This is a genomic window from Actinomadura sp. 3N407 (assembly GCF_052245875.1).
Taxonomy (GTDB): domain Bacteria; phylum Actinomycetota; class Actinomycetes; order Streptosporangiales; family Streptosporangiaceae; genus Spirillospora.
Map to the genome: position 1 here is coordinate 376980 of NZ_JBQQBP010000004.1, position 26386 is coordinate 403365.

Genomic DNA, 26386 nt, shown 5'->3' on the forward strand with positions numbered 1-26386 from the left:
TTTCTCTCGCGGGCTGTCGAATCGCCGCCTACGTCCGCGTCAAAGGAGTAGGAGGAGATCATCGGCCTCCGTGCACACCCCGCTTCATCATCCGTCGCGCATCCCGGGAGACAGAAGTGACGATGCACGTTGTCAATGATCGCCGACGCAGACATCGGATCGTGCTGCTGGGCGGCGACCACCCTCGTTCGCCGCACACCCGAACGCTCGTGGAGGAGACCGCCCAGGCACTGGAGTCGGCGGGGGCGGAACCGCTGGACTGGTCCGCCGAGACCGCCCCGGGAGGTGATCTCGTGGAAGCGCTCCGCGTGGCCAGTGCGGTGGTGCTCGCGACGCCTCTGATCCACAACTCCTATTCGGGCGAGTTGAAGTCCATGCTCGATGGACTGGAGCCCAGGCAACTGCAGGGGCTGCCCGTGGGGCTGATGGCGACGAGTTCCAACGGGGAGGACCGTCAGGCGCTCGACCATCTGAGGACCGTCGTGCGGTCGCTCGACGGGCAGGCCGTCCCGGGGCAGGTGGTCGCCACGATCGCCGACTTCGCCCTGGCGGGATCTGAACGCGCGTGCGGCGGCGCGGCCCTGCGCACGCAGATCTCGGAATTCATCAGGGAGCTCCTGTGGTTCACCGAGCGTTTCCGCGAGCGGCGGCAGGCGTCGGCCGCCGCGTCAGGCGCCAGAGCAACCCGGGTCGTACCGTTTCCGGCCGGCGGTGGCGGTGCGGGCTCGTCCGGGACGGACACGGCCGCCTCTGACGTCCAGCCGGGGTCTCCCGGAGCGGCTCTCGCGGACACGACGTCAAAGGGCATCGCCCTCGCCATCGCGCATATCCGGGCGAACTACGCAGATTCCGATCTGTCCCTGAACGATGCGGCGGATGTGGCCTGCATGAGCCGTTACCATTTCTCGCGGACGTTCAAGGCGCAGACGGGGGAACGTTACATCGACCTTGTCACACGGCTGCGGCTTGCGCGGGCGCGTCATCTTCTCGAGGACACCGAGCGACCCGTCTCAGAGATTTGCCACGCGGCGGGCTTTAACGACCTGAGCCATTTTGAACGGACCTTCAAGAAGTGGTACGAGGTGTCTCCGTCCCGCTACCGGATGAGGTGCGCGGGAGAGCGGGCCGCCCGGTGAGCCGGAAATGACCGAGGGGACCGGCGGTGCCGGTCCCCTCGGTGCGATGGCCATCCGGTGGCGGCGCCGTACGGCACCGCCACCGGATGTCGCCGATCAGGCCTCGTTGGCGCAGGCCCACACGTCGAGCCGCCGCTCGCCCTGGGCGTCCAGGAGCGGGACGTCGCCCTGGGACTCGAACCGCGAGCCCAGCGGCGGGATCTGGTAGATGTCACCGACCATCCGGATCGGGGTCTCGTTGTGCAGGCTGCCGAGAGGCGTCTCGACGGTCAGGTAGAGAACCTGCTCGCTGCGCAGACCCTGCTCCAGCGTCCGGCCGGCGGGGATGTCGACGGTGCCGATGATCGGACGGGCGTCGGGGGCGCTCAGCGCGCCGCCGAAGACCTTGATCGTCTCGCCCGGCCAGAGCTCGGTGCTGACACCGACCAGCTCGAACCGGATGATCTCCAGGTCCATCTTGAGCCCGTCGCCGTGCGCGACCGGCTCGTGCACGATGAACTCGGTCGGGCACGCCGTCTCCATCATCACGCGCTCGGTGCTGCCGTCGGGCAGCCGCAGCCCGACCTCCGACTTCGCGTAGTCGAGCTGCATCAGAGTGTCGAACGAGGTTTCCACCTGGCGGCGGGTCGTCGGCATTACCCTCACCCCTTTTCGTGTTGTGGACTTTCCGACGTAAATCAAGATTAGGAAAGTTCACCGATCAGGGCTCGGCGCAATTTGTGCACTTGTCGGGGTGGGGGAGCCGGCCCGGGATCCGGATGTCCTCCCTGGCCGGCTCCGGGAAGGCGCCCCCGGGCGGACGCTCCCTCCCCGTGCGGCCGCTCGGACGATCGCGATCCTTTGCGCCCCGGGTGTTCCGGACGCCCTGATCCCCGGACCGGCCGCCCGGGCGGAATCCTCGACGAGCACGGACATGCAGCCCGGGGTCGTCGGCCGCGGTCAGCTCTTGTGCGGGATCTGGTTGACCGTTCCACCGTCCATGACGAACTCGGATCCGGTGGCGTAGGAGGACTCGTCGCTGGCGAGGAAGAGCACGAAGGAGGCGACCTCCTCGGGCCGGCCGGGGCGGCCGAGCGGGATCGGGATCAGGTCATCGGGAAAGCCCTCGGTGATCGGGGTCCGGATCAGGCCCGGGTGCAGCGAGTTGACCCGGATGCCGTGCGGCGCGAGCTCGATGGCGACCGACTTCGTCAGGCCGCGCAGACCCCACTTCGAGGCCACATAGCCGTGCGCCCAGGAGGTGCCGCGAAGGCCCTCGATGGACGAGTTGTTGATGATCGAGCCGCCCCCGGCGGCGATCAGCGCGTCGGTGGCCGCGCGGATGCCGAGGAACGGGCCGGTGAGATTGACGTCGATGATCTGCTGCCACTTCTCCTGCTTGAAGCGGTTGATGGCCGCGCCGTTGGCGATCCCCGCGTTGTTGAAGAGCACGTTCAGGCGGCCGAACTCGCCGACGGCGGTCTCGACGGCCGCCGTCCAGTCCTCGGCGCGCGTCACGTCCAGGTGCACGTAGCGGCCGGCGTCGCCCAGTTCGTCTGCGACGGCCTCGCCCTCGTCGTCGAGGATGTCGCCGATGACGACCTTGGCGCCTTCGGCGGCCAGCGCCCGCGCGCTGGCCGCCCCGATGCCGCGCGCGCCGCCGCTGATCAGGGCGACCTTCCCGTCCACACGTCCCATCGTTGGTGTCCTCTCTGGCAGGGCTCAGCTGGGCAGCGCCGTGGCGAAGACGCCGCGCGCGGTGTTGAAGGGCAGGTCGAGCGGGGTCCGGAGTCCCGGCGCCGCCGCCACGACGTCGGGGATGGAGTTGACGATGCGCCCGGCGCCCGCCGCGATCGCGGCGTAGTTGTGGTCTCCCTTGGCGCTGGTCGGGCAGACGTCGACGCGGTAGGACGGTTCGCCGACGATCTCGAGCCGGTAGGAGCCGCCGTCCTGCGCGGGCTGCGGCCAGTCGGGACGCAGGTCGCCGCGCAGCCGGGTCGTGTGGTCGATGACGAGCACCTCCTTGCCGCCGACGAGGCCGCTGACCTGGAAGCGCATGGCCGCCACTCCGCCCGCGGGGATGTGCCCGGCGGCCATGTCGAACGCCTCCGGCGCCGGCTCCCGTTCGAACCGTTCGGTGATCTCGTCGAGCTCGAAACCGAACCCGCGAGCCAGCATCCGGAGGCTGACGCCCCACGAGGCCGCCAGCATTCCCGGCTTGAACATCTTCGGCAGGTCCTCGAGAGGCCGGCCGAAGCCCATGAAGTCGAGGATGACCGGGCCGCCGTCATAGGTCGCGTAGTCGGCGATCTCCGAGCAGCGAACCTGGTCCACCCGTTGGCAGGTGCTGGCGATCGCGAAGGGCAGCAGGTCGTTGACCCAGCCGGGATCGACCCCGGTGGCGAAGAGGCTCACCCCGCCCGTCCGGCAGGCGTCCTCGATCGGGCCGATCATGCGGTCGGGCAGCACGCCCCAGGGGTAGATCAGGGGCACCGGCGAGGAGGCCACGACGTTGCTTCCCGAAGCGAGGATCTTCTGGACGTCGTCGAGCGCCTCGAACAACCGGGTCTCGCTGAGCGCGCAATAGACCGTGCACTCCGGTTGCGCCTCCAGTGCCGCGTCCAGGTCGTCGGTGGCCGCCACACCGGTGACCACGTCGAGTCCGGCGAGTTCGCCGGCGTCCCGCCCGACCTTCTCTGGGCTCGAGACGACCAGCCCGGCCAGAACGAAGCGGGGATCCTCGATCAGCTGCGACAGGGCGATGCGGCCGACGTTGCCGGTCGCGACGTGAAGGACGCGGATGGCCATGGTGCTCCTCTGGGGGCGGGACGATGCCGGTTGTCCGGTGGGGCCGACGACCGTCGCTCTCCACGGCCGGCCGGCCGCCGGGTCTCGGCCGCCGCGGCGCCTCGTGCCCGGCGGCCATCAGGTTCGCCGCCGTTCCGGCCTGCCGGGCATGAGATCCCGGCGCGGCGCCGTACTGGTCACCTGACTGGACACCTGTCCACCGTAATCGCGGCCGATCGTCGCCGCAACAGCCGTGATCAAACCGATTCGGGCGATTCCGCGTCAGCGGGGCACCTTCGGGCCGCGCGCCTCCGCCCCGACAAGGTCACCGGCGGTGTCCGGCGTGGCCGACCCGAGCGTCGCGAAATGGCCGGGGATGTTCATGCGCCGGGCATAGGGGGCTTTCTGCAGGGTATTACGTACAAGGCCGGGGTTTTTGGTCGGGGGCATTAATGTAATAACGGCCATTGCTCTCCGGATCGACGACGGGTTCTGATGACTTCGAATCAGCAGGCAGGACGGAACGGCGCCCACGTCGCCCTCGTCTCGCTGGGAAGCGAGGTGGTCCGGTGCGGGCTGGGCACCATGCTGCGCGAGCTGGACGCGCTGGACGACGTGCTCGCCAGCGGCAGTTTCGACCACAGCATGGAGCTGCTGCACTCCGGCCGTCCCACGCTGCTGGTCCTGAACTACGGCGACGAGCCCCAGCAGGCGGAGAAGCTCGCGAGCACGGCCGTCGGCTTCGGCGTGCGAGTGCTGCTGATGCTGCCGGCCGCCACCGGGGAGATGCTCGCGCGAGTGGCGGCCGTGCCCGCCGACGGCTACCTGCTGGAGCCGACGCTGACCCGCGACGTGCTGATGAGCGCGCTGAGCGACCTGGACAGCGGGCTGGTGCCGATACCCCACCCGGTCGCGCGCAAGCTGATGGCCGAGGTCGGCCCGGCCGACCCTCCCGAGCCCGAGCCGATCGCGGCGCCTCCCGTGCACGAGAGCGTGGAGCAGGCCGCGCTGACGGACCGTGAGATGGAAGCGCTGACGCTGATGGTGGAGGGACTGAGCAACAAGCAGATCGCCCGTCGCCTCGGCATCTCCGAGCATGGCGCCAAACGGCATGTCGCCAACATCCTGGCCAAGCTCAACTGCTCCAACCGGACGCTGGCCGCCGCCGTCGCGCTCAGTCGCGGACTGGTTCGGGACCCCGGACCCTCGCGGCGGGCCCGCCGCCGCTGAGCACGGCCCCGCCCCCCACGGCGCCGTGATCGAGGGCGGCCAGACCGCGCAGCGGCGCCCTGGCCTTGAGGAGCATCTCCTCGTACTCCGCCTCGGGATCGGAGTCCAGCACGATGGCGCCGCCCGCGCCCACCGACAGGCGGCCCGGCTGCGCCACCACGGTGCGGATGACGATGTTGAGATCGGCGGTGCCGTCCAGGCCGAAGAAGCCGATCGCGCCGGAGTACGGTCCGCGCGCCCGCCCTTCCAGCCGGTCGATGATCTCCATCGTGCGCAGCTTCGGTGCTCCGGTCATCGATCCGCCCGGGAAGCACGTCCTCGCCGCCCGCACGGCGGTCACCCCCTCGTGCAGACGGCCGCGCACGGTGGACACGAGCTGGTGCACGGTCTCGTAGGATTCCACCGCCATGAAGCGCGGCACGCTCACCGTGCCGATGTCGCTGATGCGGCCCAGGTCGTTGCGGAGAAGGTCGACGATCATGAGGTTCTCCGCCCTGGTCTTGTCGGACGTGGCCAGCTCATCGCGCAGGGCGGCGTCCACGCGCGGTTCGGGGGCGCGCGGCGCGGTGCCCTTGATCGGCTTGGACTCGACCACCCCGTCCCGGTCGACTTTCAGAAAGCGCTCGGGGGACGAACACAGAACGTGCATCTCGCCCAGGCGCAGATAAGCGGCATAGGGCGCGGGGTTGAGCCGCCGCTGAGCCAGGTAGAGCTCGTAGGGGGAGCCGTCGAAGGCGATCTCCGCGGTGTTGGTCAGGCAGATCTCGTAGCTCTCCCCGGCGTGCAGCAGCCGCAGGCACTCCTCGACGTCGGCCAGGTAGCGCTCGCGCGGCCGGACGAGCCACGGTTCGGGATCGAACTCCACGCTCGGCCGCGGCGCCGGCCGCGCCGCCCTCCGCCGCTTCCGGCAGACGCCGGCCGCCCCGTCCACCCAGGCCCGGGCCGCGGCCCGGCTCCCGGGCCCGCCGTCGGTCAGCGCGAGCGCCCAGGTCTCTCCGGCCTCATGGTCGATCGCCACGAACCTGCTCGCCGACATCCAGGTGGCGTCCGGAGACGACGAGACGTGCGCCGCGGGGGCACCGCAGTCCCGCTTCATCTCGTAGCCGAAGTAGCCGACGTAGCCGCCGTTCAGATCGAACGGCAGCGCCGGATCGCTCGGGACGGCCCGCGCCGCGACATGGGCGTCGAGCACGTCGAAGATCGAGGAGCGGACCGTGGACGCGCTGCCGCCGGCGCGCACCAGCACGCTGCCGGATCCCGGCCGGCAGCACAGGATCTCGCCGTGCGGCCCCCCTGCGTCGCCGAGGAAGGAGAAGCGGGACAGGGCAGGCTCGACGCAGCTGCTGTCCAGCCAGAAGGAGTACGGCTCGTCCCCGAACAGCTCGGCGAAGACGCTGTCGGCGTCGGGGACCCCGTGGATCCGCTCGGCCTCCAGCGACCAGCGCGGCGTGTCCGGCCGCCTCGGAGCGAAGGCGGCGCCGCCTCCGGCACCGCCCTCCGCGCCGCCTCCGGACCCGGCCGTCTCGTTGTACTCCGCGGCGAGGTCGCGGAAGTTGGACATCAGCGTCGGCCCGTACTCGGTGGAAATCGACTCGGGATGGAACTGCACGCCCCACCAGGGCATCCTGCGATGCCGCAGGCCCATCACGACCGAGTCGGCCGCCCACGCGGTGATCTCCAGGTCGTCGGGCGCGGGTGTGGCCACGCACAGCGAGTGGTAGCGGACGGCGTGGAAACGCTGGGGCAGACCGCGGAACAGGTCGCGTCCGCAGTGCCCGATCTCTTCCACGTAACCGTGGACGGGCGCGGGAGCGGGCACCACATCGGCGTCCGACAGCCAGGCCAGCGCCTGGTGGCCGAGGCAGACGCCCAGGGTGGGCAGCCCGGAGTCGCGGATCAGGTCGAGCGTGACGCCGACGTCGCGCCGCTGCTGCGGGCGTCCCGGGCCGGGAGAGATGATGAGCGCGTCGAAGCGGGCCGGATCCAGCTCGGCCCAGCCGGGGTCGTCGTTGGTGATCACCACCGGCTCCACTCCGTAGGCCTGGGCGGCGAGCTGGAACAGGTTGTAGGTGTAGGAGTCGTAGTTGTCGACGATCAGTGTGCGCACGGCGGTTCCCAGAGGTTGCAGGCGGGCAGGACGGCCCGGTGCCGTACGGCCCGCCGCCAGTCCGCGGCCCGGGGCGAGACCCTGGCGGCCCTGGAGCGGCCGTCGGCGCCGACCCAGGCGCGCACGGGACGAAGACCATGCAGGGCGTTCAGGGTCCAGGTCTCCAGCCCCGGCAGTTCGGCCAGGTCGACTCTCTCGCTCCGGACGGGGCACCGCCAGCACCCGGCCAGCCGTTCGAGATGAGCCCTGGTCACCGACGGGAGCACGGGCAGACCGGCTTCGGGCACGCACAGCTCGTCGCCGCGCCACCACACCAGCGCGCTGTGGGCGGTCTCCAGTATCGTGCCGCCGCCGTCGTAGAGGAGGGCGTCATCGGCGCCGGCCGCCTCGGCCCGCTTTCGCAGCCCGGCCAGGACGCGTAGATCGGGGCCCTTGACCGTGGGCCACAGGCGCGGGTCCGGATCCGGCGGGATCCATAGCGTCACCTCACCGGCGCCCGGCTCGGGCGCCGGTCTGGGCCACAGAGCCAGCCGGGGCTCGGGCCCGCGGTAGGCCTCGATCCGGGGGAACCAGCGGCCGTGCGCGGGCAGCCAGCGCCGCACCGCGTCCAGGAAGCACTGGACGGTGGCGGGCGGCAGTTCGGGCACCGTCTCGGCGCAGGCGCGCAGGAAACGCCGGCCGTGCATGGGCAGGCCGCGGACCCGCCCCTCGGCGACGAGCCAGGAGTCGACGACCGCCGGCTCATCCGGGCGCCACTCCGGCGCGGACGTCAGACCGGACCGCTCGCTCCATGCCAGGCGGGGGATCGATCGCTCGTCCAGGGAAGGAACCGCCATGAGGTCACCACCTCCCCTCGCGCACCGCGAAGCGGCGTAGCTTGCCGGTCGGGGTGCGCGGCAGCCTCGGGCGGAACTCCACGCTGCGCGGCACCTTGTACGGGGCGAGCCGGAGCCTGGCCAGGGCGATCAAGTCGTCGTCCAGCCCGGCACGGTCCGCGTCCGGGGAGGGAACGACGAAGGCGCGCAGCTTGCGCGCACCGTACTCGTCGGCGATGACCGCCACCGCGACCTCGGACACCGCCGGGTGCTCGGCCAGCACACGCTCGATCTCCAGGGGAGAGACGGTGATGCCGCCCACCATCTCCATGTCGTCGTTGCGGCCGCAGTGCTTCAGCGCACCGCCGTCCACGTACTCCGCCAGGTCCCCGGTACGCAGCCAGCCGCCGCGTAGCGCCCGGACGGTCTGCTCCGGGCGTTCCAGATATTCGACCATGACCGATGCGCCTCGCACCCAGATCTCTCCCTGGCCCTGCGTGACGAGCGCGCCGTTCTCGTCGCGCAGCACGACCTCGTATCCGGGCAGCGGACGGCCGATGGTGCCGGGTTCGTCCCGCCAGGCGGTGTTGGAGCAGTAGGCGTGGCCGACCTCGGTGGAGCCGAGCTGGTCCAGGACCGGGACGCCGAGCACCTCGCGCGCCCTGGCGCCCAGGGTGGTGGACAGGGACTCGCCGGCCGAGACGGCCAGCCGTACCGAGGAGAACGCCTCAGGCGGGCAGCCGGCCACCAGGCTGGCGTACGCGGACGGCACGCCGTACAGCAGCGTCACACCGTGCCGCACGACGGCCTCCGCGATCTCCGCCGGCGACGGGCGGTGCGGCATCAGCACCGCCGAGGAGCCGGAGAAGAGCGGAAAGACCAGCGCGTTGCCCAGGCCGTAGGCGAAGAACAGCTTCGAGACCGACAGCGTCACGTCATCGTGCCGCACGCCCACCACGCCGTCGCCGGCGGCCCGCTGGTAGCGCTCCGGGTCGGCGTGGCGGTGCAGCGCCGCCTTGGGCGCACCGGTCGTGCCGGAGGTGTACTGCGCGTACAACGGCGCGTCGCCGGTCACATCCGCGGCCGGTCCCGGCGGGGCGGTCGCGGCCAGCCGCATCAGGCGCTCGCCCGTCAGGACGGCGGGACCGTCGAAGCGGCCGGTGAGGTGGTCTTCCGCCACTGCGAGACGGGCCCGGCAGTCGCCGGCCATGAAAGCGTGCTCGTCGGGGACCAGGTCGGGGTTGACCGGGATCGCCACCGCGCCGAGCCTGGCGGCGGCGAGGAACGCCGCCACCCACGCGATGCCGTCGCCCATCGCGATGAGAACCCTGTCGCCCGGGCGGACGCCATGGTCGATGAGGACCGAAGCGGCGGAGGCGGCGAGGGTGTGCACCTCGCCATGCGTCCAGGCGCGCTCCGGGGTGTGGAAGGCGGGCCGCTGCCACCAGCCCTCCCGCTGGGCCTTGGCGGCCAGGTGCACCGCGAGGTTCGCGGAGGGGCCCTCCCCGGCTCGCCCCGAACCCCGCTGCGGGGCGGTGGGCGTCTCGACAGTGACGGCCCCGGGTGAAATCTCGGGCATGACGGACCCTTCTGGCAGGCGGCCGCGGGGACGGCTCGGGAGGTCGAGGGGGGCGATGCGGAAGGCGCCGTCCACGGGACCCACCGGCCACCAGCCGCACGTGATCAGCTCGGCGAGCGCGTCGTCACGGTCGTCGGTCAGCGCGGTGGCGACGAGGGTGCCGACCAGCCAGAGGATCGCGCCGGAGATCGCCAGCGCGTCGGCGTCCCCGGGGTCGGCGGGCCGCAGCCGCGGGGTGGCGACCAGCATCGCCACGTGCTCGGCCAGCTCCAGCCGATCCCCGCGGCCGGTGTCGGTGAGCCGTTGCCGGGCGTCGTGACGGCGACCCTCCAGCCGGGCCAGCCAGCCGGGGTCCACACGGTCGAGGAGCGCCGCGGGAACGTCCCGCATCAGCCGCACCGGCGCGCCGGCCACCGACTCCGGCACGTGAGCTTCACCCCGCCGCGGGACGTGCGCGCCGTCCGCCGGGAGGTGCGCGGACATGCCGTGGAGCAGGGCGGCGACGCGGTCGCCGCCGGGACCGAGGTCGCGGGCGAGTTCCTCGGGCGGTGCGCTCAGCTCGTAGTACCGGGCCATCGCGTCGCCACCTCCGGGTAGTCCAGTCCGAGGTCGTCGCACAGCAGCGCCCGGGTGCGGCGGATGAACTCCGCTCGCGCCTCGTCGTTGGTCAGCCGTTTGATGCCCCACCTGCGGAAGATCTCGTTGTTCCTGGAGCCGCTGCGGCCGAAGAAGGGCAGCGTCAGCGCGATGAGGTGGTGCGCCGAGGAGCGGGCCTCTTCACGGGTGCCCGGATCGGCGCCCAGCCGTCTGGCGCGCGCGGTCCCGAACCCGACGTGGAAGCGCTCCTCCGGCATCAGCGACCGGCACAGCCTGCGCAGCGGCAGGTACGAGCACTCGCACAGATCTTCCATCAGCACGACCTCGGCCAGATCCACGATCGCCTTGGTCATCACGTATCCGGTCCACGACTCCACCTGATAGTCGAAGACCGAAAGCGGCGGACGGTCATGGGCGTTCTCCAACCCGAGATCGTCCGCGAGCTTGTTGAACTTTAAATGGTGACCGTACTCCTCCATGGCCATTCTGCAGGCGAGCCATTTGTCGCGCGGAGTGGGGGCGAGCGAAATCGACGGCTCGTCGAACACCGCCGCCCCCGCCGCCTCATTGCGCACATGACTGTTGATGATCTTGCCGAGTGCGGTGACGTACTCGTCGCCGAGTGCGTGCGCCTCGGCGGCGTCGCTGGGTTCCCGAGTGAGTGCCGGCGGCATGCCACCTCCTTCCGGACGTCATCGACGGAAGCTATGGACGGGCCGGGGAGGAGGCAAGTGCCCGGATGGGCACCTCGAAAGAGCGGGCCCCGACCCGGCACGCCCCGTCGACCGGGCACCCTTGGCACGTTCCCGCTGATCAACCTCTCCCGGTTGGGCAGTTAGGTTAGGCAAGCCTAATGATCGAATGGCTACTCGGGGCGCCCGCAATAAAATTGGAGATTCGTCAGGCGCTTTGGGATATGTCAGTGTTATGTGCCATGACGGAAACGGCTATGCGTTCGCACTGCATGTCCGTGCAAGGCCGGCTGCTTTCAGTAGATGATCTTGAAGCGGCCGTGAGCGAACTGACCGGGTCGCCCTGCCGTGCCTTTCAGACCGTGCAAGGTGGAGGCCCGACCATAGTGGTGGAGTCCGCGCCGGGAGCCGGTCCTTCGGCCCGCGAGGTGCGGAGCGCCGTCATCGACGCCTGCGGCGTGGTGGTGGAGACGGTGGCGACCGTCGACCCGGGATCGCTGGTCGGCGACCGGGCGCAACTCGTGACCCGTTACCGGCGTGAACTGCTGCCGGTCCGCGCCGCCGACACTCTGGCCACCCCGCCCGTCACACTGGACGCCGCACCGGACCTCCGCTCCCGGGCCACGGCAAGTGCGCCGGCCCGTCCCGCCGCCACCTCGCCGCGTCCTCCCACGGCGGACGAGATCGCCCGCGCCGCGGCCGAGCTGCTCGGCGTCCGCCCGGAGGATCTCGGGCACGGCGAGGACCTCATCGCCCAGGGCCTCGACTCGATCCGCATCATGCAGCTCGCGAACGACTGGCAGCGCCAGGGGGTGAACGTCGGGTTCGCCGACCTCGTGGAGTCCCCGACGGTCGCCTCATGGCATGCCCTGCTCCAGTCGGACGGCGCCGCCGCCCCGTCGCGACCCGCGGCCGGACCGGTCGACCGCGACGCCCCCTTCGGTCTCACCCCGCTCCAGCACGCCTACTGGTTCGGCCGCCGCGACCGTCAGGTGCTCGGCGGCGTCGGCTGCCACTTCTACATGGAGTTCGACGGCCGGGCCATCGACCGCGACGCCCTGGAGCGCGCCACCCGCGCCCTGTTCGAGCGGCACGACCTGCTCCGAGCCCGCTTCCTCGACGACGGCACCCAGCAGATCCTGCCGCAGAGCCCATGGCCGGGCCTGACCGTCCACGACCTGCGCGCGGCGGATGACGCCGAAGAGGCCCTGCTCACATTGCGCGAACGGCTGTCGCACCGGCGCCTGGAAGCCGAACGCGGCGAGGTGCTCGACCTGACGCTCTCCCTGCTGCCGGACGGCGCCCACCGCCTGCACATCAACATCGACCTGCTCGTCGCCGACGTGCGCAGCATCCAGATCGTCCTGGAAGACCTCGCCGCGCTCTACCGCGGCGAGGACGCGGACCTGCCGCCGCTGACCTGCTCCTTCCCCGAATACCTCGCCCAGCGGGAACGGCTGCGGGCCGAGGACCACGAGGCGGACCGCCGCTACTGGGCCGCCCGCCTGCCCGAGTTGCCGCCCGGCCCGCCCCTGCCGCTGGCCGTCAGCCCGGAGAAGGTGAAGCAGGTCCGGGTGGTGCGCCGAGACCGCCGGCTCACCACCGCGGAGAGGGAACGGCTGACCGAACACGCTCGCGCGCACGGCGTGACGCTGCCGATGGTCATGGCCGCCGCGCTGGCCGAGGTCGTCGGCGCGTGGAGCGGCGCGCCGCACTTCCTGCTCAACGTTCCGCTCTTCGACCGGCAGGCGGTCCACCCGGACGTGGAGCGCATGGTCGCCGACTTCTCCAACCTCATCCTGCTGGAGGTGGACCTGTCGCGGCCGCAGACGTTCGCCGAACGGGTGGCGACGCTACAGGCCCGCTTCCAGCGCGACGCGGCGCACTCGGCCTACTCCGGCGTCGAGGTCCTGCGCGACCTCAACCGGGGCGGCCGGCACGACCGGGTGACCGCGCCGGTGGTGTTCACCAGCGCACTCGGAATGGGCGACCTCGTGGGCGCGGACGTCCAGCGGAGCCTGGGCCGCCTGGGCTCGATGCTGTCCCAGACGCCGCAGGTGTGGATTGATCATCAGGTGGTCGAGGTGGATGGTGGTCTGCTGGTCAATTGGGATGCGGTGGAGGAGTTGTTCCCGGCGGGTGTGCTGGATGGTATGGCCGATGGGTATGGGCGTTTGCTGGAGTGGTTGCTGGAGGGTGAGTGGGATGGGGTGGCGCCGTCGTTGGTGCCGGCGTCGCAGTTGGCGGTGCGGGCGGCGGTGAACGACACCGCGGCGCCGGTTCCGGAGGGGACGCTGCACGGTCGTTTCTTTGAGTGGGCGCGTTGTGATCCTGCTCGGGTGGCGGTGTGTCCGGGGGTGTCTTACGGGGAGCTGGCCGGGCGGGCGTTGCGGGTGGCGGGTTTCCTGCGTGAGCGGGGGGTGCGGCGGGGTGAGGCGGTGGCGGTGTCGCTGCCCAAGGGGCCCGATCAGGTCGCGGTGGTGCTGGGTGTGCTGGCGGCGGGGGCGTTGTATGTGCCGATCGGTGTGGATCAGCCGCAGGCGCGGCGTGAGTCGATCATGCGGCGTAGTGGTGCGCGGGTGCTGGTGACCGAGTTGGTGCAGGGGGAGCCGCTGGAGGGTCCGGTGGAGGTGGATCCGGGGGCGAGCGCGTATGTGATCTTCACGTCGGGGTCGACGGGTGAGCCGAAGGGGGTGGAGGTCTGTCATCGGGCGGCGTTGAACACGGTGCTGGATGTCAATGCCCGTTTCGGTGTCGGGGAACGGGATCGGGTGCTGGCGGTGTCGGCGTTGGATTTCGATCTGTCGGTGTGGGATGTGTTCGGGTTGTTGTCGGCGGGTGGGTCGCTGGTGATGGTGGCCGAGGACGAGCGGCGTGATGCGTCCCGGTGGGCGGGGCTGGTGGCCGAGCATCGGGTGACGGTGTGGAACACGGTTCCGGCGTTGCTGGACATGTTGCTGGTGGCCGAGCGGGGGCAGTTGGAGTCGTTGCGGCTGGCGATGGTGTCGGGTGATTGGGTGGCGCTGGATGTTTCGGCGCGGCTGGCGCGGGCGGCGCCCGAGTGCCGGCTGGTGGCGTTGGGTGGTGCGACGGAGGCGGCGATCTGGTCCAACTACTGCCCGGTTCCGGCCGAGGTGCCGCCGGAGTGGGTGTCGGTGCCTTATGGGCGGCCGTTGGCCAATCAGTGTTTCCGGGTGGTGGACCAGTTGGGGCGGGACTGCCCGGACTGGGGGCCGGGGGAGTTGTGGATCGGCGGCGCGGGGGTGGCCGAGGGTTACCGGGGCGATCCGGACACCACCAGCGCCAAGTTCGTCGAGCGTGACGGGGTGCGCTGGTATCGCACCGGTGACATGGGCCGCTATTGGCCGGACGGGACGCTGGAGTTCCTGGGCCGGGTGGATCATCAGGTCAAGGTCCGCGGTCACCGCATCGAGCTGGGGGAGATCGAGGCGGCGCTGCTGGCGCACCCGAAGGTGGAGCGGGCGGTGGCCACCACGGTCGGCGGCGCGGCCCGCAGGCTGGCCGCACTGGTCGTCCCGGCAGGCGATCTGGACCCCGGCGACCTGCACGACCACCTGGCCGGGCAGCTCCCGCCCTACATGATCCCCGAACAGACCGTCCAGGTCCCCGACCTCCCCCTCACCACCAACGGCAAAATCGACCGCACCGCCGTCCAGAACACCCTGACCGAGCAGCTCGCCGAGCGTGCGGAGCACTTCGATCCGCCCCGCCCCGGTGTGGAGAGCATCGTGGCCGCGATCTGGGCCGAGCTGCTGAAACTGGACGCGGTCGGCCGCGATCAGAACTTCTTCGCCCTCGGCGGCGACAGCCTCCTGGCCACACGCCTCGTCACCGGCCTCCAAGCGGCCGGCGTCGCGGGTGCCGAGCTGACCAATCTCTTCGATCACCCCGAACTCGCCGACTTCTCCCGGACCGTGCGGCTGGGGGAGCAGGACGAGTCTCCCGAGCAGTCCGCCTTGCGAGCCGACCCGGAACGACGGCACGAGCCGTTCCCGCCCACCGACGTGCAGCGCGCCTACTGGTTCGGCCGCACCGACGACTTCACGCTCGGCGGCGTCGGCTGCCACTTCTACAACGAGTACGACTTCGACGGGCTCGACCTGCCCCGCCTCAACGCCGCATGGAACCGGCTCATCGAACGGCACGAGATGCTGCGCGCGGTGTTCCTGCCGGACGGCACCCAGCACATCCTGCCGGCGGTGCCGCCCCTGACCATTCCCGTGACCGAGGCCGGCGAGGGCGACGGCGACCGGGCCCTCGCCGAGCTGCGCGAGTCCATGTCGCACCAGCTCATCGACGCCACCCGGTGGCCGTTGTTCGACGTGCGAGCCGTCCGGTACGGCGAGGGCCGCACACGCCTCGGCGTCAGCTTCGACAACATCGCCCTGGATGCGCTCAGCATCATGACCCTGCTGGGCGAGCTGGACGTCCTCTACCGCGACCCAGAGGCCGAGTTGCCGGACATCGGGCTGTCCTTCCGGGACTACGTGCTCACGGTCGAGCCCGAGGTCCAGGCACGACGGCGCGCTGAGGAGTACTGGTCCGCCAGGGTCGCCGAGCTGCCGCCCGCGCCGCAACTCCCGCTGGCCGCGGACCCGGCCCGCCTGGGCCGCCCGCGCTTCACCCGCCGCCAGATCCGCGTCCCCGCCGAGCAGTGGCGGGCCGTCAAGGACACGGCCCGCCGGTACGGCCTCACCCTCTCGACGGTTCTCGCCACGGCGTTCGCCGAGGCGCTCGGCGCGTGGAGCGCCCGCCGCGACATGACGATCAACCTCACGCTCTTCGACCGGCGCCCGGTGCACCCGGACATCGACGCCGTCCTGGGCGACTTCACCTCGCTGCTGCTGGTCGCATACGAGCCGGGCGAAACCTGGCTGGACAGCGCCCGCCGCCTGCAGCGCCGGGTGGCGCACGACCTCGAGCACAGCGAGGTGTCCGCGCTTTGGGTGATGCGCGAGCTCGCCAAGAGCACCGGCTCGGCCGACGTCACCATGCCCGTCGTCTTCACCAGCACGCTCGGCGTGACGGGTGACGACGGCGCGCTCGCCGACACGCTCTTCGACGATCCGGTCTGGGGCGTCTCGCAGACGCCGCAGGTGTGGATTGATCATCAGGTGGTCGAGGTGGATGGTGGTCTGCTGGTCAATTGGGATGCGGTGGAGGAGTTGTTCCCGGCGGGTGTGCTGGATGGTATGGCCGATGGGTATGGGCGTTTGCTGGAGTGGTTGCTGGAGGGTGAGTGGGATGGGGTGGCGCCGTCGTTGGTGCCGGCGTCGCAGTTGGCGGTGCGGGCGGCGGTGAACGACACCGCGGCGCCGGTTCCGGAGGGGACGCTGCACGGTCGTTTCTTTGAGTGGGCGCGTTGTGATCCTGCTCGGGTGGCGGTGTGTCCGGGGGTGTCTTACGGGGAGCTGGCCGGGCGGGCGTTGCGGGTGGCGGGTTTCCTGCGTGAGCGGGGGGTGCGGCGGGGTGAGGCGGTGGCGGTGTCGCTGCCCAAGGGGCCCGATCAGGTCGCGGTGGTGCTGGGTGTGCTGGCGGCGGGGGCGTTGTATGTGCCGATCGGTGTGGATCAGCCGCAGGCGCGGCGTGAGTCGATCATGCGGCGTAGTGGTGCGCGGGTGCTGGTGACCGAGTTGGTGCAGGGGGAGCCGCTGGAGGGTCCGGTGGAGGTGGATCCGGGGGCGAGCGCGTATGTGATCTTCACGTCGGGGTCGACGGGTGAGCCGAAGGGGGTGGAGGTCTGTCATCGGGCGGCGTTGAACACGGTGCTGGATGTCAATGCCCGTTTCGGTGTCGGGGAACGGGATCGGGTGCTGGCGGTGTCGGCGTTGGATTTCGATCTGTCGGTGTGGGATGTGTTCGGGTTGTTGTCGGCGGGTGGGTCGCTGGTGATGGTGGCCGAGGACGAGCGGCGTGATGCGTCCCGGTGGGCGGGGCTGGTGGCCGAGCATCGGGTGACGGTGTGGAACACGGTTCCGGCGTTGCTGGACATGTTGCTGGTGGCCGAGCGGGGGCAGTTGGAGTCGTTGCGGCTGGCGATGGTGTCGGGTGATTGGGTGGCGCTGGATGTTTCGGCGCGGCTGGCGCGGGCGGCGCCCGAGTGCCGGCTGGTGGCGTTGGGTGGTGCGACGGAGGCGGCGATCTGGTCCAACTACTGCCCGGTTCCGGCCGAGGTGCCGCCGGAGTGGGTGTCGGTGCCTTATGGGCGGCCGTTGGCCAATCAGTGTTTCCGGGTGGTGGACCAGTTGGGGCGGGACTGCCCGGACTGGGGGCCGGGGGAGTTGTGGATCGGCGGCGCGGGGGTGGCCGAGGGTTACCGGGGCGATCCGGACACCACCAGCGCCAAGTTCGTCGAGCGTGACGGGGTGCGCTGGTATCGCACCGGTGACATGGGCCGCTATTGGCCGGACGGGACGCTGGAGTTCCTGGGCCGGGTGGATCATCAGGTCAAGGTCCGCGGTCACCGCATCGAGCTGGGGGAGATCGAGGCGGCGCTGCTGGCGCACCCGAAGGTGGAGCGGGCGGTGGCCACCACGGTCGGCGGCGCGGCCCGCAGGCTGGCCGCACTGGTCGTCCCGGCAGGCGATCTGGACCCCGGCGACCTGCACGACCACCTGGCCGGGCAGCTCCCGCCCTACATGATCCCCGAACAGACCGTCCAGGTCCCCGACCTCCCCCTCACCACCAACGGCAAAATCGACCGGAGCGCGCTCACCCGTCTGGCCGAGGACCACGGCAGCGGCCAGGTCCAGGACGTCCCGCCCGCCGGCCCCGTCGAGGAGGCCCTCGCCCGGGTCTGGCAGGCGTTGCTCGACGTCCCCGAGGTGGGCAGGCATCAGAACTTCGTGATTCTCGGCGGCGACAGCGTCCTGGCCACCCGCCTGGCCGAGGAGATCAGGATCGAGTTCGGCGTCGAGCTCCCCCTGCGGACGCTGTTCGCCGGGCCGACCATCGCCGAGCACGCGGCCCTGATCGAACAGCATCGCGACGACGGAGCCTTCGAGGAGGGCACGATATGACGGCTGGTCAGCTCATCGCCGAACTGGCCCGCGAGGGCGTGCACCTGTGGGAAGAGGCGGGCCGGCTGCGGTTCCGCGCCCCCCAGGGCGTCCTCACCGACGAGAGGCGCGCGCTGCTGGCCGCCCGCAAGGACGAGCTGCTGGAGTATCTGAGCCGCCCGGCCGCGCCGGAGCTGACGCCCGACCCCGGCAACCGCCACGAGCCGTTCCCCCTCACCGACGTGCAGGCCGCCTACCTGCTCGGCAGGGGCGACGCCTTCGACTACGGCGGAACCGCCTGCCAGGTCTACGCGGAACTGGCCTTCGCGGACCTGGACCCGCAGCGGATGGAGGACGCCTGGAACCGGCTCATCGAGCGCCATGACATGCTGCGCTGCACCTTCCACGTGGAGGGCTACCAGGTCACCGCCCCGGTGGCGCCCCGGTACCACATCGAGGCCGCCGACCTCGGCGGCCGCTCCGCCGACGAGGTCGAGGCGCATGTGGCGGCCACCAGGGCCGCCATGGACGCCCGCGTCCACGACCCGGCGTCATGGCCGCTGTTCGAGCTGCGGATCACGCGGACCGACGATCGCGACCTGCTGCACGTCTCCATCGACTTCCTCATCGCCGACTACCTGAGCATCCAGCTCCTGCTCACCGAACTGAAGCGCCTCTATCTCGACCCGGGCGCCGACCTCCCGCCGATGGAGATCACCTTCCGTGACTACGTGGCCGCCGCCCGCGGCCTGCGCGACGGTGCCGACTACGAGCGCGACCGGCGCTACTGGGAGGACCGGCTGGACGATCTGCCCGGCGCTCCCGAACTGCCGCTGCGCGAGGACCGCGAGGTCCAGGCGGCCGGCTCCTTCACCCGCCACGAGGTCCGCTTCACCCCCGCGCAGTGGCGGGGGCTGCGCGAACGGGCGGCGGCGCACGGGGTCACCCCCTCCACCGCCGTGCTCGCCGCCTTCGCCGAGGTCGTCGGCCGCTGGAGCCGCCAGCCGGCCTTCTGCCTCAACCTCACGCTCCTCAACCGGCACCCTCTCCACCCGCAGGTCGGCTCCCTCGTCGGCGACTTCACCACCGTCAGCCTGCTGGAGGTGGACGGCGCGGCCGGCGACGGCTTCGCCGCCCGCGCCGACGCTCTCCAGCGGCGGCTGTGGGACGACTTCGACCACCGGCTCTACTCCGGCGTGGAGTTGATGCGCGAGATCGCCCGCCGCCAGGGCAGGCAGGCCGCCCTCGTACCGGTCGTCTTCACCAGCACCGTCGGCCTCAGCGACGAGAACGAGGGCATGCGCGGCCTGGCCGAGGTGGTGTACGGCAGGAGCCAGACCCCCCAGGTGTGGATCGACTGCCAGGCCCTGGTCGAGGGCGGCGTCCTGGAGGTCAGGGCCGACGTACGCGACGGCGTCTTCCCCGACGGGCTGATCGACGACCTGTTCGGAGCACTGCGCACGCTGCTGCTCGACCTGGCCGCCTCCGACTCCGCGTGGACGTCGGCCTCACCGGTCGGACTGCCCGCCGCGCAGGCCGGGCGGCGCGACCGTGCCAACGCGACCACGGCGCCCCGTCCCGCCGGTCTGCTCCACGAGCCCGTCGCGGCACAGGCGGCGGCCACACCGGACGCGCCCGCCGTCATCACCGAGGAGCGCACGCTGACCTACGGTGAGCTGCTCGCGCGGGCCGCGGCCGTGGCCGACGGCCTGGCGGCGGGAGCGGGAGACGCGCCCGTCGCGGTCCTCATGCAGAAGGGCTGGGAGCAGGTCGTCGCCGTCCTCGGCACCCTGCTGGCCGGTGCCGCCTATCTGCCGGTGGACGTCGGGCAGCCGCCCGCCCGGCGCGAGCGCATCCTCGCCGACGCCGGGGTGACCACCGTGCTGACCCAGTCCTGGATCACGGAGCGCCCGCCGGGGGTGCGCTGCGTGGACGTCGACACGCTGCCGCCCTCCACCGCCCCGGCGCCCTCCGGCCGCGCCCGCCCCGGCGACCTGGCCTACGTCATCTATACGTCCGGCTCCACCGGCGAGCCCAAGGGCGTGATGATCTCCCACGAGGCGGCGCTCAACACGGTGGCCGACATCAATCGCCGCTTCTCGGTCACCGCGGACGACCGCGTGCTCGGGCTGGCGAGCCTCGGCTTCGACCTGTCGGTCTACGACGTCTTCGGTCCCCTCGCCGTGGGCGGCGCGCTGGTGCTGCCCGGCCCGGAGGGGCGCGGCGACCCCGCCCGCTGGGCCCGGCTGATCGCCGAGCACGGGGTCACGCTGTGGAACTCCGTCCCCGCGCAGCTCCAGATGCTGGAGCACTACCTGGCCGCCAACCCCGGGACCGGCCTGCCCACGCTCAGGCTGGCCCTGCTCAGCGGCGACTGGATTCCGATCACGCTGCCCCCGGCCGTCCGCGCCCGCCTGCCCGGACTCGAACTGGTCAGCCTCGGCGGAGCGACGGAGGCGTCGATCTGGTCGATCCACCACCCGATCGGGGACCTCTCGCCGGACTGGACGAGCGTCCCGTACGGCAGGCCACTGGCCAACCAGACCTTCCACGTCCTGGACGAGGCGATGCGGCCGTGTCCGGACTGGGTGGCGGGCGAACTCTACATCGGCGGCGCCGGGGTGGCGCTGGGCTACCTGGGTGACGCGGAGAAGACGGACCGGCGGTTCGTCCGGCATCCGGAGACCGGCGAGCGCCTCTATCGCACCGGAGATCTGGGACGCTACCGCGAGGACGGGTTGATCGAGTTCCTCGGCCGCGAGGACCGGCAGGTCAAGATCCGGGGGCACCGCATAGAGCTCGCGGAGGTCGAGGCCGCAGTCCAGGAGCATCCCGCGGTCGCCGCCGCCCACGTGCTGGTCGACGGCGACGGGATGGAGCGCCGCCTGGCCGCCTTCGCCGAGCCGGCGCGCACCGCCTCGCGGGAGACACCGGCGGCGGCTCTGACGGAGGAGCTGGGCACGGCGGGATCCGGCGCCGGAGACCTGCAGACCGCGCACATCGATCGCGAAGAACTCATGGAGTTCATGGCCCGTCTGGACAGGGCGGCGGTCATCGGCATCATGCGCGCCCTCGCCCGTCACGGCCTGTTCGGGGAACCCGGCGCTACCGCCGCCACCGAGGAGGTCATCGAGGTCATCGGGGCGGCCCCCCGGCACCATCGGCTCGTGCGCCGCTGGTTGCGCGTGCTCGAGAACGAAGGGTTCCTGGAGCGGGACGGGGAGGTCCGCCGCGCCGTGCGCACCGTCGGCGAGCACGACCTCGACGCCGCCTGGCGGGCGGTCGCCGAGCTGCAGCGCGAGGACAGCTACCCCGCCGCCCTGATCTCCTACTTCAAGACCAGCACCGACCACCTGCCGGAGCTGGTCCGCGACGAGATGGACCCGCTGCCACTGCTCTTCCCGGAGGGGCGCCTGGAGATCTCCGAGGCCGCCTACCGGGAGAACATCATCAGCCGCTATGTCAACCACGCCGCCGTCGAGATGATGCACCGCATCGCCGGGCGGCACGACGGCGGCCTGCGGGTGCTGGAGGTCGGCGCGGGCGTCGGCGGCATCAGCGCCCAGATGATCCCGGCGCTGGCGGAGTACGACGTCGACTATCTGTTCACCGACGTCTCGCCCTTCTTCCTCAACGAGGCCCGCAAGCGCTTCGGCGACCGGCCCTGGGTGCGCTACGGGCTGTTCGACATCAACGAGGACTTCCGCGAGCAGGGGTACAAGCCCAACGACTTCGAAGTCGTCCTCTGTGTCAACGTCCTGCACAACGCCCGCCATGCGGGCCGGGTGCTCGACAGGCTGGTGCAGATGCTGCGGCCGGGCGGCTGGCTGGTCTTCGTCGAGACCACCAGGGACAGCTACCAGATCATGACCTCGATGGAGTTCATGATGCCGGAGAAGGACCCGCGCAAATGGGACTACGAGGACTCGCGCAAGGGCCTCGACCAGACCTTCCTCGGCCGCGAGCAGTGGCTGGAACTGCTGTGCGGGGCGGGTGCCGACGCGACCGTCTGCCTACCCGGCACGGGCGACGTGACCGGCCCGCTCGGGCAGCACGTCTTCGCCGCCCGCTTCAAGGCGGACCGGCGGCCGCTGGACGTCGCCGCGCTGGCCGGGCATCTGGCCGGGCGGCTGCCCGAGTACATGATCCCGGCGCATCTCCAGATCGTCGACGCGCTGCCGCTGACCCGCAACGGCAAGGTGGACACGGGCACGCTGCGCTCCTGGCTGCCGCGCGCCGCCGCGAGCCGCGCCTCGGCGGGCGGGCCGCCCCGCGACGACCTCGAACGGGAGCTGGCCGCGACCTGGGCCGAGGTGCTCAACGTGGCCGGCCTCAACCGCGACGACGACTTCTTCGACCTCGGCGGCGACTCCCTCGTGGTCGCCAAGCTGGCCGCCACGCTGCGTGAGCGGGTGCCGGCCGCGGCGGAGGTGCACTGGGACGACCTGGTCCGCCAGATCCTGCACCGGCCGACGGTGGCCGCGCTCGCCGAGGAGCTGCGCAGGGGCGGCGCCGCCGACGAGGACGGCGGCCGCGCCGACAGCTCACCGCTCGTCCCGCTCGGCGGCGAGTCCGAGGGCGACGGGCCGCTGCGCGTGCTCGTCCACGAGGGCAGCGGCACGCTGGCTCCCTACCGTGCGCTCTCGCGGCTGCTGGCGGGCAAGGGCAGCCCGCTTGCCGGGCTCGCGGTCACCGACGTGGAGTCCTACCTGGCCGAGGATCCGCGCGGCCTGATCGAACGCCGGGCCGCCCTGTACAGCCGCGCGCTGCTCGACACCGGCGCCGGCGCCTTCCACGTGGTCGGCTACTGCATGGGCGGCCTGCTGGCCACCGAGATCGCCAGGCAGCTCACCGAGGCGGGCGCCGACGTCGCGAGCCTCACCGTGATCAGCAGCTACACGCTGCCCCGGATCATCGAGGACGACCTGGTCGTGGAGTACGTCTTCGCCAAGGTCATGGGCGCCGACCCGGCCGAAGCGGGCTATCCCGGTGACGAGAGGGTCATGTCCGAGGTCTTCGAGCTGCTGCTCCGCGAGGACACGGACCGGGTGCCGGCCGGGCGCGTCACCGCGCTCACCGGCGAGCTGGCGCCCGCCGCGGAGATCTTCCGCGCCCAGGCGGGTCGCCCGCGGGACGAGCGGCTGGCCGCCATCGGCCGCGCCGCCGGCCGCCATGCCGGCTCGGACGCCGACGTCGAACGGCACGTCGCCACCTTCTACCAGGTGGTGCGGCACAGCCTGCTCGCGGTCGGCTCCCACGTGCCGGAACCGTACGCGGGTGACATCACGTTCCTGCGCCAGCTCGGTGACACGCGGTTCCTGCCGTGGCTGCGCGACGACATGACCGGCTTCTGGCGCGAGCTGTGCCTGGGCGAGCTGAAAGTGGCCGATGTCCCCGGCGACCACTTCAGCTGCCTGCGGCCGCCTCACGTGGACGAGGTCGCCGCCTTGCTGACCCAGGGGTGGGAGCGGCCATGACCGTCGGCGTGATCGGATGCTACGGAACGGTGGGCCGCGCGCTCGTGCGCCGCCTGCGGGAGCCGCTGCGCCTGGGCGGCAGGGACCTGACCCGGATACGGAAGCTCGCCCGGCCCGGCGATGAGGCCGTCGAGGTGGACATCGACGACGCCGCCGGGACGGCGAAGTTCTGCGCCGGCTGCGACGTGGTGGTGAACTGCGCGGGCCCCTCGGCCCGCATCGGCGACACGGTGGCACGGGCCGCGCTGAAGGCCGGGGCCCACTACGTGGACGTGGCCGGGGACCAGCTCGACCATTCCCGCCTGACGGCACTCGCCGGCGGGCGCGCGGCGGTGCTGGCCGCGGGGATGATGCCCGGCCTGTCCGCGCTGCTGCCGCGCGCACTGGCCGGGGGCGTCGACCGGCCGTCCAGGCTGGTCGCCCACGTCGGCGGCCTGGACCGCTTCACCAGGGCCGCCTCGCTCGACTACATCGCCTCCCTGCACGGCGAGCACGCGACTCCACTGGCCGCCTGGCGCGGCCACCAGCCGATCCGCGGCGCTCTGCATCCCGCCGAGCGCGTCGCCCTGCCGCGTTTTCCCGGCCGTGTCAGCGCCTACCCCTACCTGAGCCGGGAGACCGAACGGCTGGCCCGCGCGCTGGAACTGGCGGAGATCGAATGGTGGGGCGTGTTCGACGGTGAGCGAACCCTTCGCGCGCTGTCGGGAGCCCGGGGCGAGGAACCCGGGCGGGCCGCCGAGGCCCTCGAGCTGGCGGCACGCCTCGACGCCCTCGGCCGCCGGCCGTACTTCCAGCTCGTCTTCGACCTGGACGGCAGAGTCCTTTTCGTCCGCGCCGACGACAGCTACGAGCTGACGGCCGTGCTCGCGGCCACGGCCACGCGGGCGGTGGCCGCGGGCCGGGTGCCCGCGGGCGCCCACGACGCGTCCGACGTGCTGGCCCCGGCCGGCGTGCTCCGGGATCTGCGCGACGACCCGGCCGTGGAAGTCGCGGAACCGTCACGCGCGCCCGTGGAGGAGGGGGTTCTGTGAGCGGCGGCGCGCATGGCGGGCGTGTGGACGGGCCCGTCGCGACCGGTCGCGGTGCACCGGGGAACCGGCGTCCACGTGTGCTGGTGTGCGGTACCGGTTTCGGCCGTGTGCACCTGGCGGCTCTCGCCGCACCGGACTCGGCCTTCGAACTCGCCGGCATCCTGGCCAAGGGCGGTGAGCGCTCCCAGGCGTGCGCGAAGGAGGCCGGCGTGCCGCTCCACACCCGCGTCGAGGAGGTGCCCGGCGACGTCGACCTCGCCTGCGTCGTGCTGCTCGGCGAGGTCAACGGGGGACCCGGCAGCGCCGTGGCGGCCGAGCTGATGGCCCGCGGCGTGCACGTCCTGCAGGAGGGGCCGCTGCTCCGCGACGAGCTGGTCGCCTCATTGCGCGCCGCCCGCCGGAACCGGGTGATGTACTCCGTGAACAGCCACTACGTGCACCTGCCTCCGGTGCGGCGCTTCCTCGCCGCCGCCCGCGTTCTGCGGCCGGTGTACGTCGAGGCGGCCTGCGGCGTGCAGGTCTCCTACCACCTGTTCGACATCCTGGGCCGGGCGCTGGGCGGCCTTCGTCCCTTCGACCTGCCCGTCCCCACCGGCCGCGGCCCCTTCCGCACGATCGACGGCACGCTGGCCGGCGTCCCGTTCACGCTGCGCGTGCAGAACCAGCTGCACCCCGCGGACCCCGACAACCACGCCCACCTGCTGCACCGCATCACCATCGGCACCGAGGGCGGCACGCTCACACTGGCCGAGACCCACGGTCCCGTGTTGTGGTCGCCCCGCCCGCACCTGCCCGCCGAGGCGAGGACGACGACCCGGCTCGACGCCACCGCCGACCCCGGACTCGACCTGCCGGCCACCTGCGCGATCGGCCCCGCCGACGCCCCGGCATACCGGGAGATCCTCGCGTCCATGTGGCCGGAGGGCGCCCACCGCGCGATCACGCAGGCATGGAGGGCCGTGACTGACGGGGTCGATCCACTGCGTGAGGGACAGTACTCCCTGGCCGTCAGCTCGGTGTGGCAGGCGATGGCCGCCGCACTCGGCTACCCCGAGCGCCTGTCCGGCTCGCCGCACCGCCCGATGCCCGCCGACGAGCTGATCGCCACCGCGAGAACGGAGCTGGAGGAATCACCGGCATGACCATCACGACCGTCCGGCAGCGCGAGCGGTGGCTGCGTCCCCTGCGCATCCAGGACGTGCCCAGGCTCCGTCTGGTGTGCTTCCCGCACGCGGGCGGCGCCGCCGGATTCTTCAAGACATGGGGGGCGCGCCTGCCCGCCGGCGTCGAGTTGTACGGCGTGCAGTACCCGGGCCGCCAGGACCGGCTGCGCGAACCGCACGCACAGACGATGGACGAACTCGCCGAGCCGGTCGCCGCCGTCCTGGCGGCGATGGGCGAGGTGCCGCTGGCCCTGTTCGGCCACAGCATGGGCGCCGCCGTGGCGCACGAGACGGCCAGGCGCCTGGAGAGGGCGCTCGGGCGCCCGCCGGCCGGGCTGATCGTCTCCGGCCGCCCGGCTCCCGACCGGCTCCGTCATACCGACGTGCACCTGGGAGGCGAGCAGGCGCTGCTGGAGGACCTGCGCAGGCTGGGCGGCACCAGCCAGGAGGTCCTGGACGACCCCGCGCTGCGCGAGCTGATCCTGCCGACGCTGGCCGCCGACTACCGGCTGACCGAGACCTACCGCCCCCCGGACATGACGCCGATCCGCACCCCGGTCTGTGCGTGCGTCTCCGACGCGGACCCCGAGGCGGACCGCGACGAGGCCGCCGGCTGGGAACGCCACACCACGGGTGCGTTCCGGCTGCGGGTCTTCCCCGGCGACCACTTCTACCTGATACCGCAGGAGGACGAACTGGTCGAGCAGGTGCTGCAGTTCTGCGGCATGCCCGGCCGCTGGCCCTCCACCCCCTGAGTCCCCATCGCGATCACCC

General features: G+C 71.8%; 14 protein-coding genes. 7 read left to right on the top strand and 7 right to left on the bottom strand.

What is annotated here, in order from left to right:
• Positions 1–122: 122 nt before the first annotated feature.
• Positions 123–1136 (top strand): helix-turn-helix domain-containing protein, encoded by a 1014-nt coding sequence (locus tag ACTWPP_RS12380; RefSeq protein ID WP_443104571.1) that lies wholly within the window; start codon positions 123–125, stop codon positions 1134–1136.
• A 96-nt stretch (positions 1137–1232) separates the two neighbouring features.
• Here ACTWPP_RS12380 and ACTWPP_RS12385 read toward each other — a convergent pair whose 3' ends face one another.
• The 3 genes from ACTWPP_RS12385 to ACTWPP_RS12395 form a co-directional block, all read right to left on the bottom strand.
• Positions 1233–1772, bottom strand: a complete 540-nt coding sequence (locus ACTWPP_RS12385) for a hypothetical protein (RefSeq protein ID WP_443104344.1) — start codon at positions 1770–1772, stop codon at positions 1233–1235.
• 303 nt (positions 1773–2075) lie between these two features.
• Positions 2076–2813 carry a glucose 1-dehydrogenase gene (locus ACTWPP_RS12390; RefSeq protein ID WP_443104345.1) on the bottom strand — a complete coding sequence of 246 codons (738 nt, stop codon included), beginning with the start codon at positions 2811–2813 and terminating at the stop codon, positions 2076–2078.
• A gap of 24 nt (positions 2814–2837) precedes the next feature.
• Positions 2838–3923, bottom strand: coding sequence for an NAD(P)H-dependent amine dehydrogenase family protein (locus tag ACTWPP_RS12395; RefSeq protein ID WP_443104346.1), 1086 nt, complete (start codon positions 3921–3923; stop codon positions 2838–2840).
• Positions 3924–4397: 474 nt separating this feature from the next.
• Between ACTWPP_RS12395 and ACTWPP_RS12400 the strand changes: the two genes are divergently transcribed.
• A complete protein-coding gene (locus tag ACTWPP_RS12400) occupies positions 4398–5132 on the top strand; it encodes a response regulator transcription factor (RefSeq protein ID WP_443104347.1) in 735 nt (244 codons plus the stop codon).
• On the opposite strand, the gene pabB is transcribed toward ACTWPP_RS12400, so the two are convergent.
• Genes pabB through ACTWPP_RS12420 form a run of 4 tightly spaced genes read right to left on the bottom strand, consistent with a single transcriptional unit; the run spans position 5077 to position 10904 of the window.
• Positions 5077–7239, bottom strand: coding sequence for an aminodeoxychorismate synthase component I (pabB, locus tag ACTWPP_RS12405; protein ID WP_443104348.1), 2163 nt, complete (start codon positions 7237–7239; stop codon positions 5077–5079). The two genes, ACTWPP_RS12400 and pabB, sit on opposite strands and share 56 nt — an antisense overlap.
• A complete protein-coding gene (locus ACTWPP_RS12410) occupies positions 7227–8075 on the bottom strand; it encodes an aminotransferase class IV (RefSeq protein WP_443104349.1) in 849 nt (282 codons plus the stop codon). Before ACTWPP_RS12410 ends, pabB begins: the two co-directional genes overlap by 13 nt.
• A gap of 4 nt (positions 8076–8079) precedes the next feature.
• Positions 8080–10209 carry an AMP-binding protein gene (locus ACTWPP_RS12415; protein WP_443104350.1) on the bottom strand — a complete coding sequence of 710 codons (2130 nt, stop codon included), beginning with the start codon at positions 10207–10209 and terminating at the stop codon, positions 8080–8082.
• Positions 10188–10904, bottom strand: coding sequence for a Phenylacetic acid catabolic protein (locus ACTWPP_RS12420; protein ID WP_443104351.1), 717 nt, complete (start codon positions 10902–10904; stop codon positions 10188–10190). Before ACTWPP_RS12420 ends, ACTWPP_RS12415 begins: the two co-directional genes overlap by 22 nt.
• 242 nt (positions 10905–11146) lie before the next feature.
• Here ACTWPP_RS12420 and ACTWPP_RS12425 point away from each other — a divergent pair, with 242 nt between their 5' ends.
• Genes ACTWPP_RS12425 through ACTWPP_RS12445 form a run of 5 tightly spaced genes read left to right on the top strand, consistent with a single transcriptional unit; the run spans position 11147 to position 26367 of the window.
• Complete coding sequence (locus tag ACTWPP_RS12425) at positions 11147–17962, top strand: amino acid adenylation domain-containing protein (protein ID WP_443104352.1); 6816 nt, start codon at positions 11147–11149, stop codon at positions 17960–17962.
• Positions 17959–23418, top strand: coding sequence for an amino acid adenylation domain-containing protein (locus ACTWPP_RS12430; RefSeq protein ID WP_443104353.1), 5460 nt, complete (start codon positions 17959–17961; stop codon positions 23416–23418). The genes ACTWPP_RS12425 and ACTWPP_RS12430 overlap by 4 nt, the downstream gene beginning before the upstream one ends.
• On the top strand, positions 23415–24449 hold the full coding sequence (locus tag ACTWPP_RS12435; protein WP_443104354.1) for a saccharopine dehydrogenase NADP-binding domain-containing protein: 1035 nt from the start codon (positions 23415–23417) through the stop codon (positions 24447–24449). Before ACTWPP_RS12430 ends, ACTWPP_RS12435 begins: the two co-directional genes overlap by 4 nt.
• The gene (locus ACTWPP_RS12440) at positions 24446–25591 is read left to right on the top strand and encodes a Gfo/Idh/MocA family oxidoreductase (RefSeq protein ID WP_443104355.1); all 1146 of its coding nucleotides are present in this window, start codon (positions 24446–24448) and stop codon (positions 25589–25591) included. The genes ACTWPP_RS12435 and ACTWPP_RS12440 overlap by 4 nt, the downstream gene beginning before the upstream one ends.
• Positions 25588–26367, top strand: coding sequence for a thioesterase II family protein (locus ACTWPP_RS12445; protein WP_443104356.1), 780 nt, complete (start codon positions 25588–25590; stop codon positions 26365–26367). The genes ACTWPP_RS12440 and ACTWPP_RS12445 overlap by 4 nt, the downstream gene beginning before the upstream one ends.
• The last annotated feature ends 19 nt before the right edge of the window (positions 26368–26386 follow it).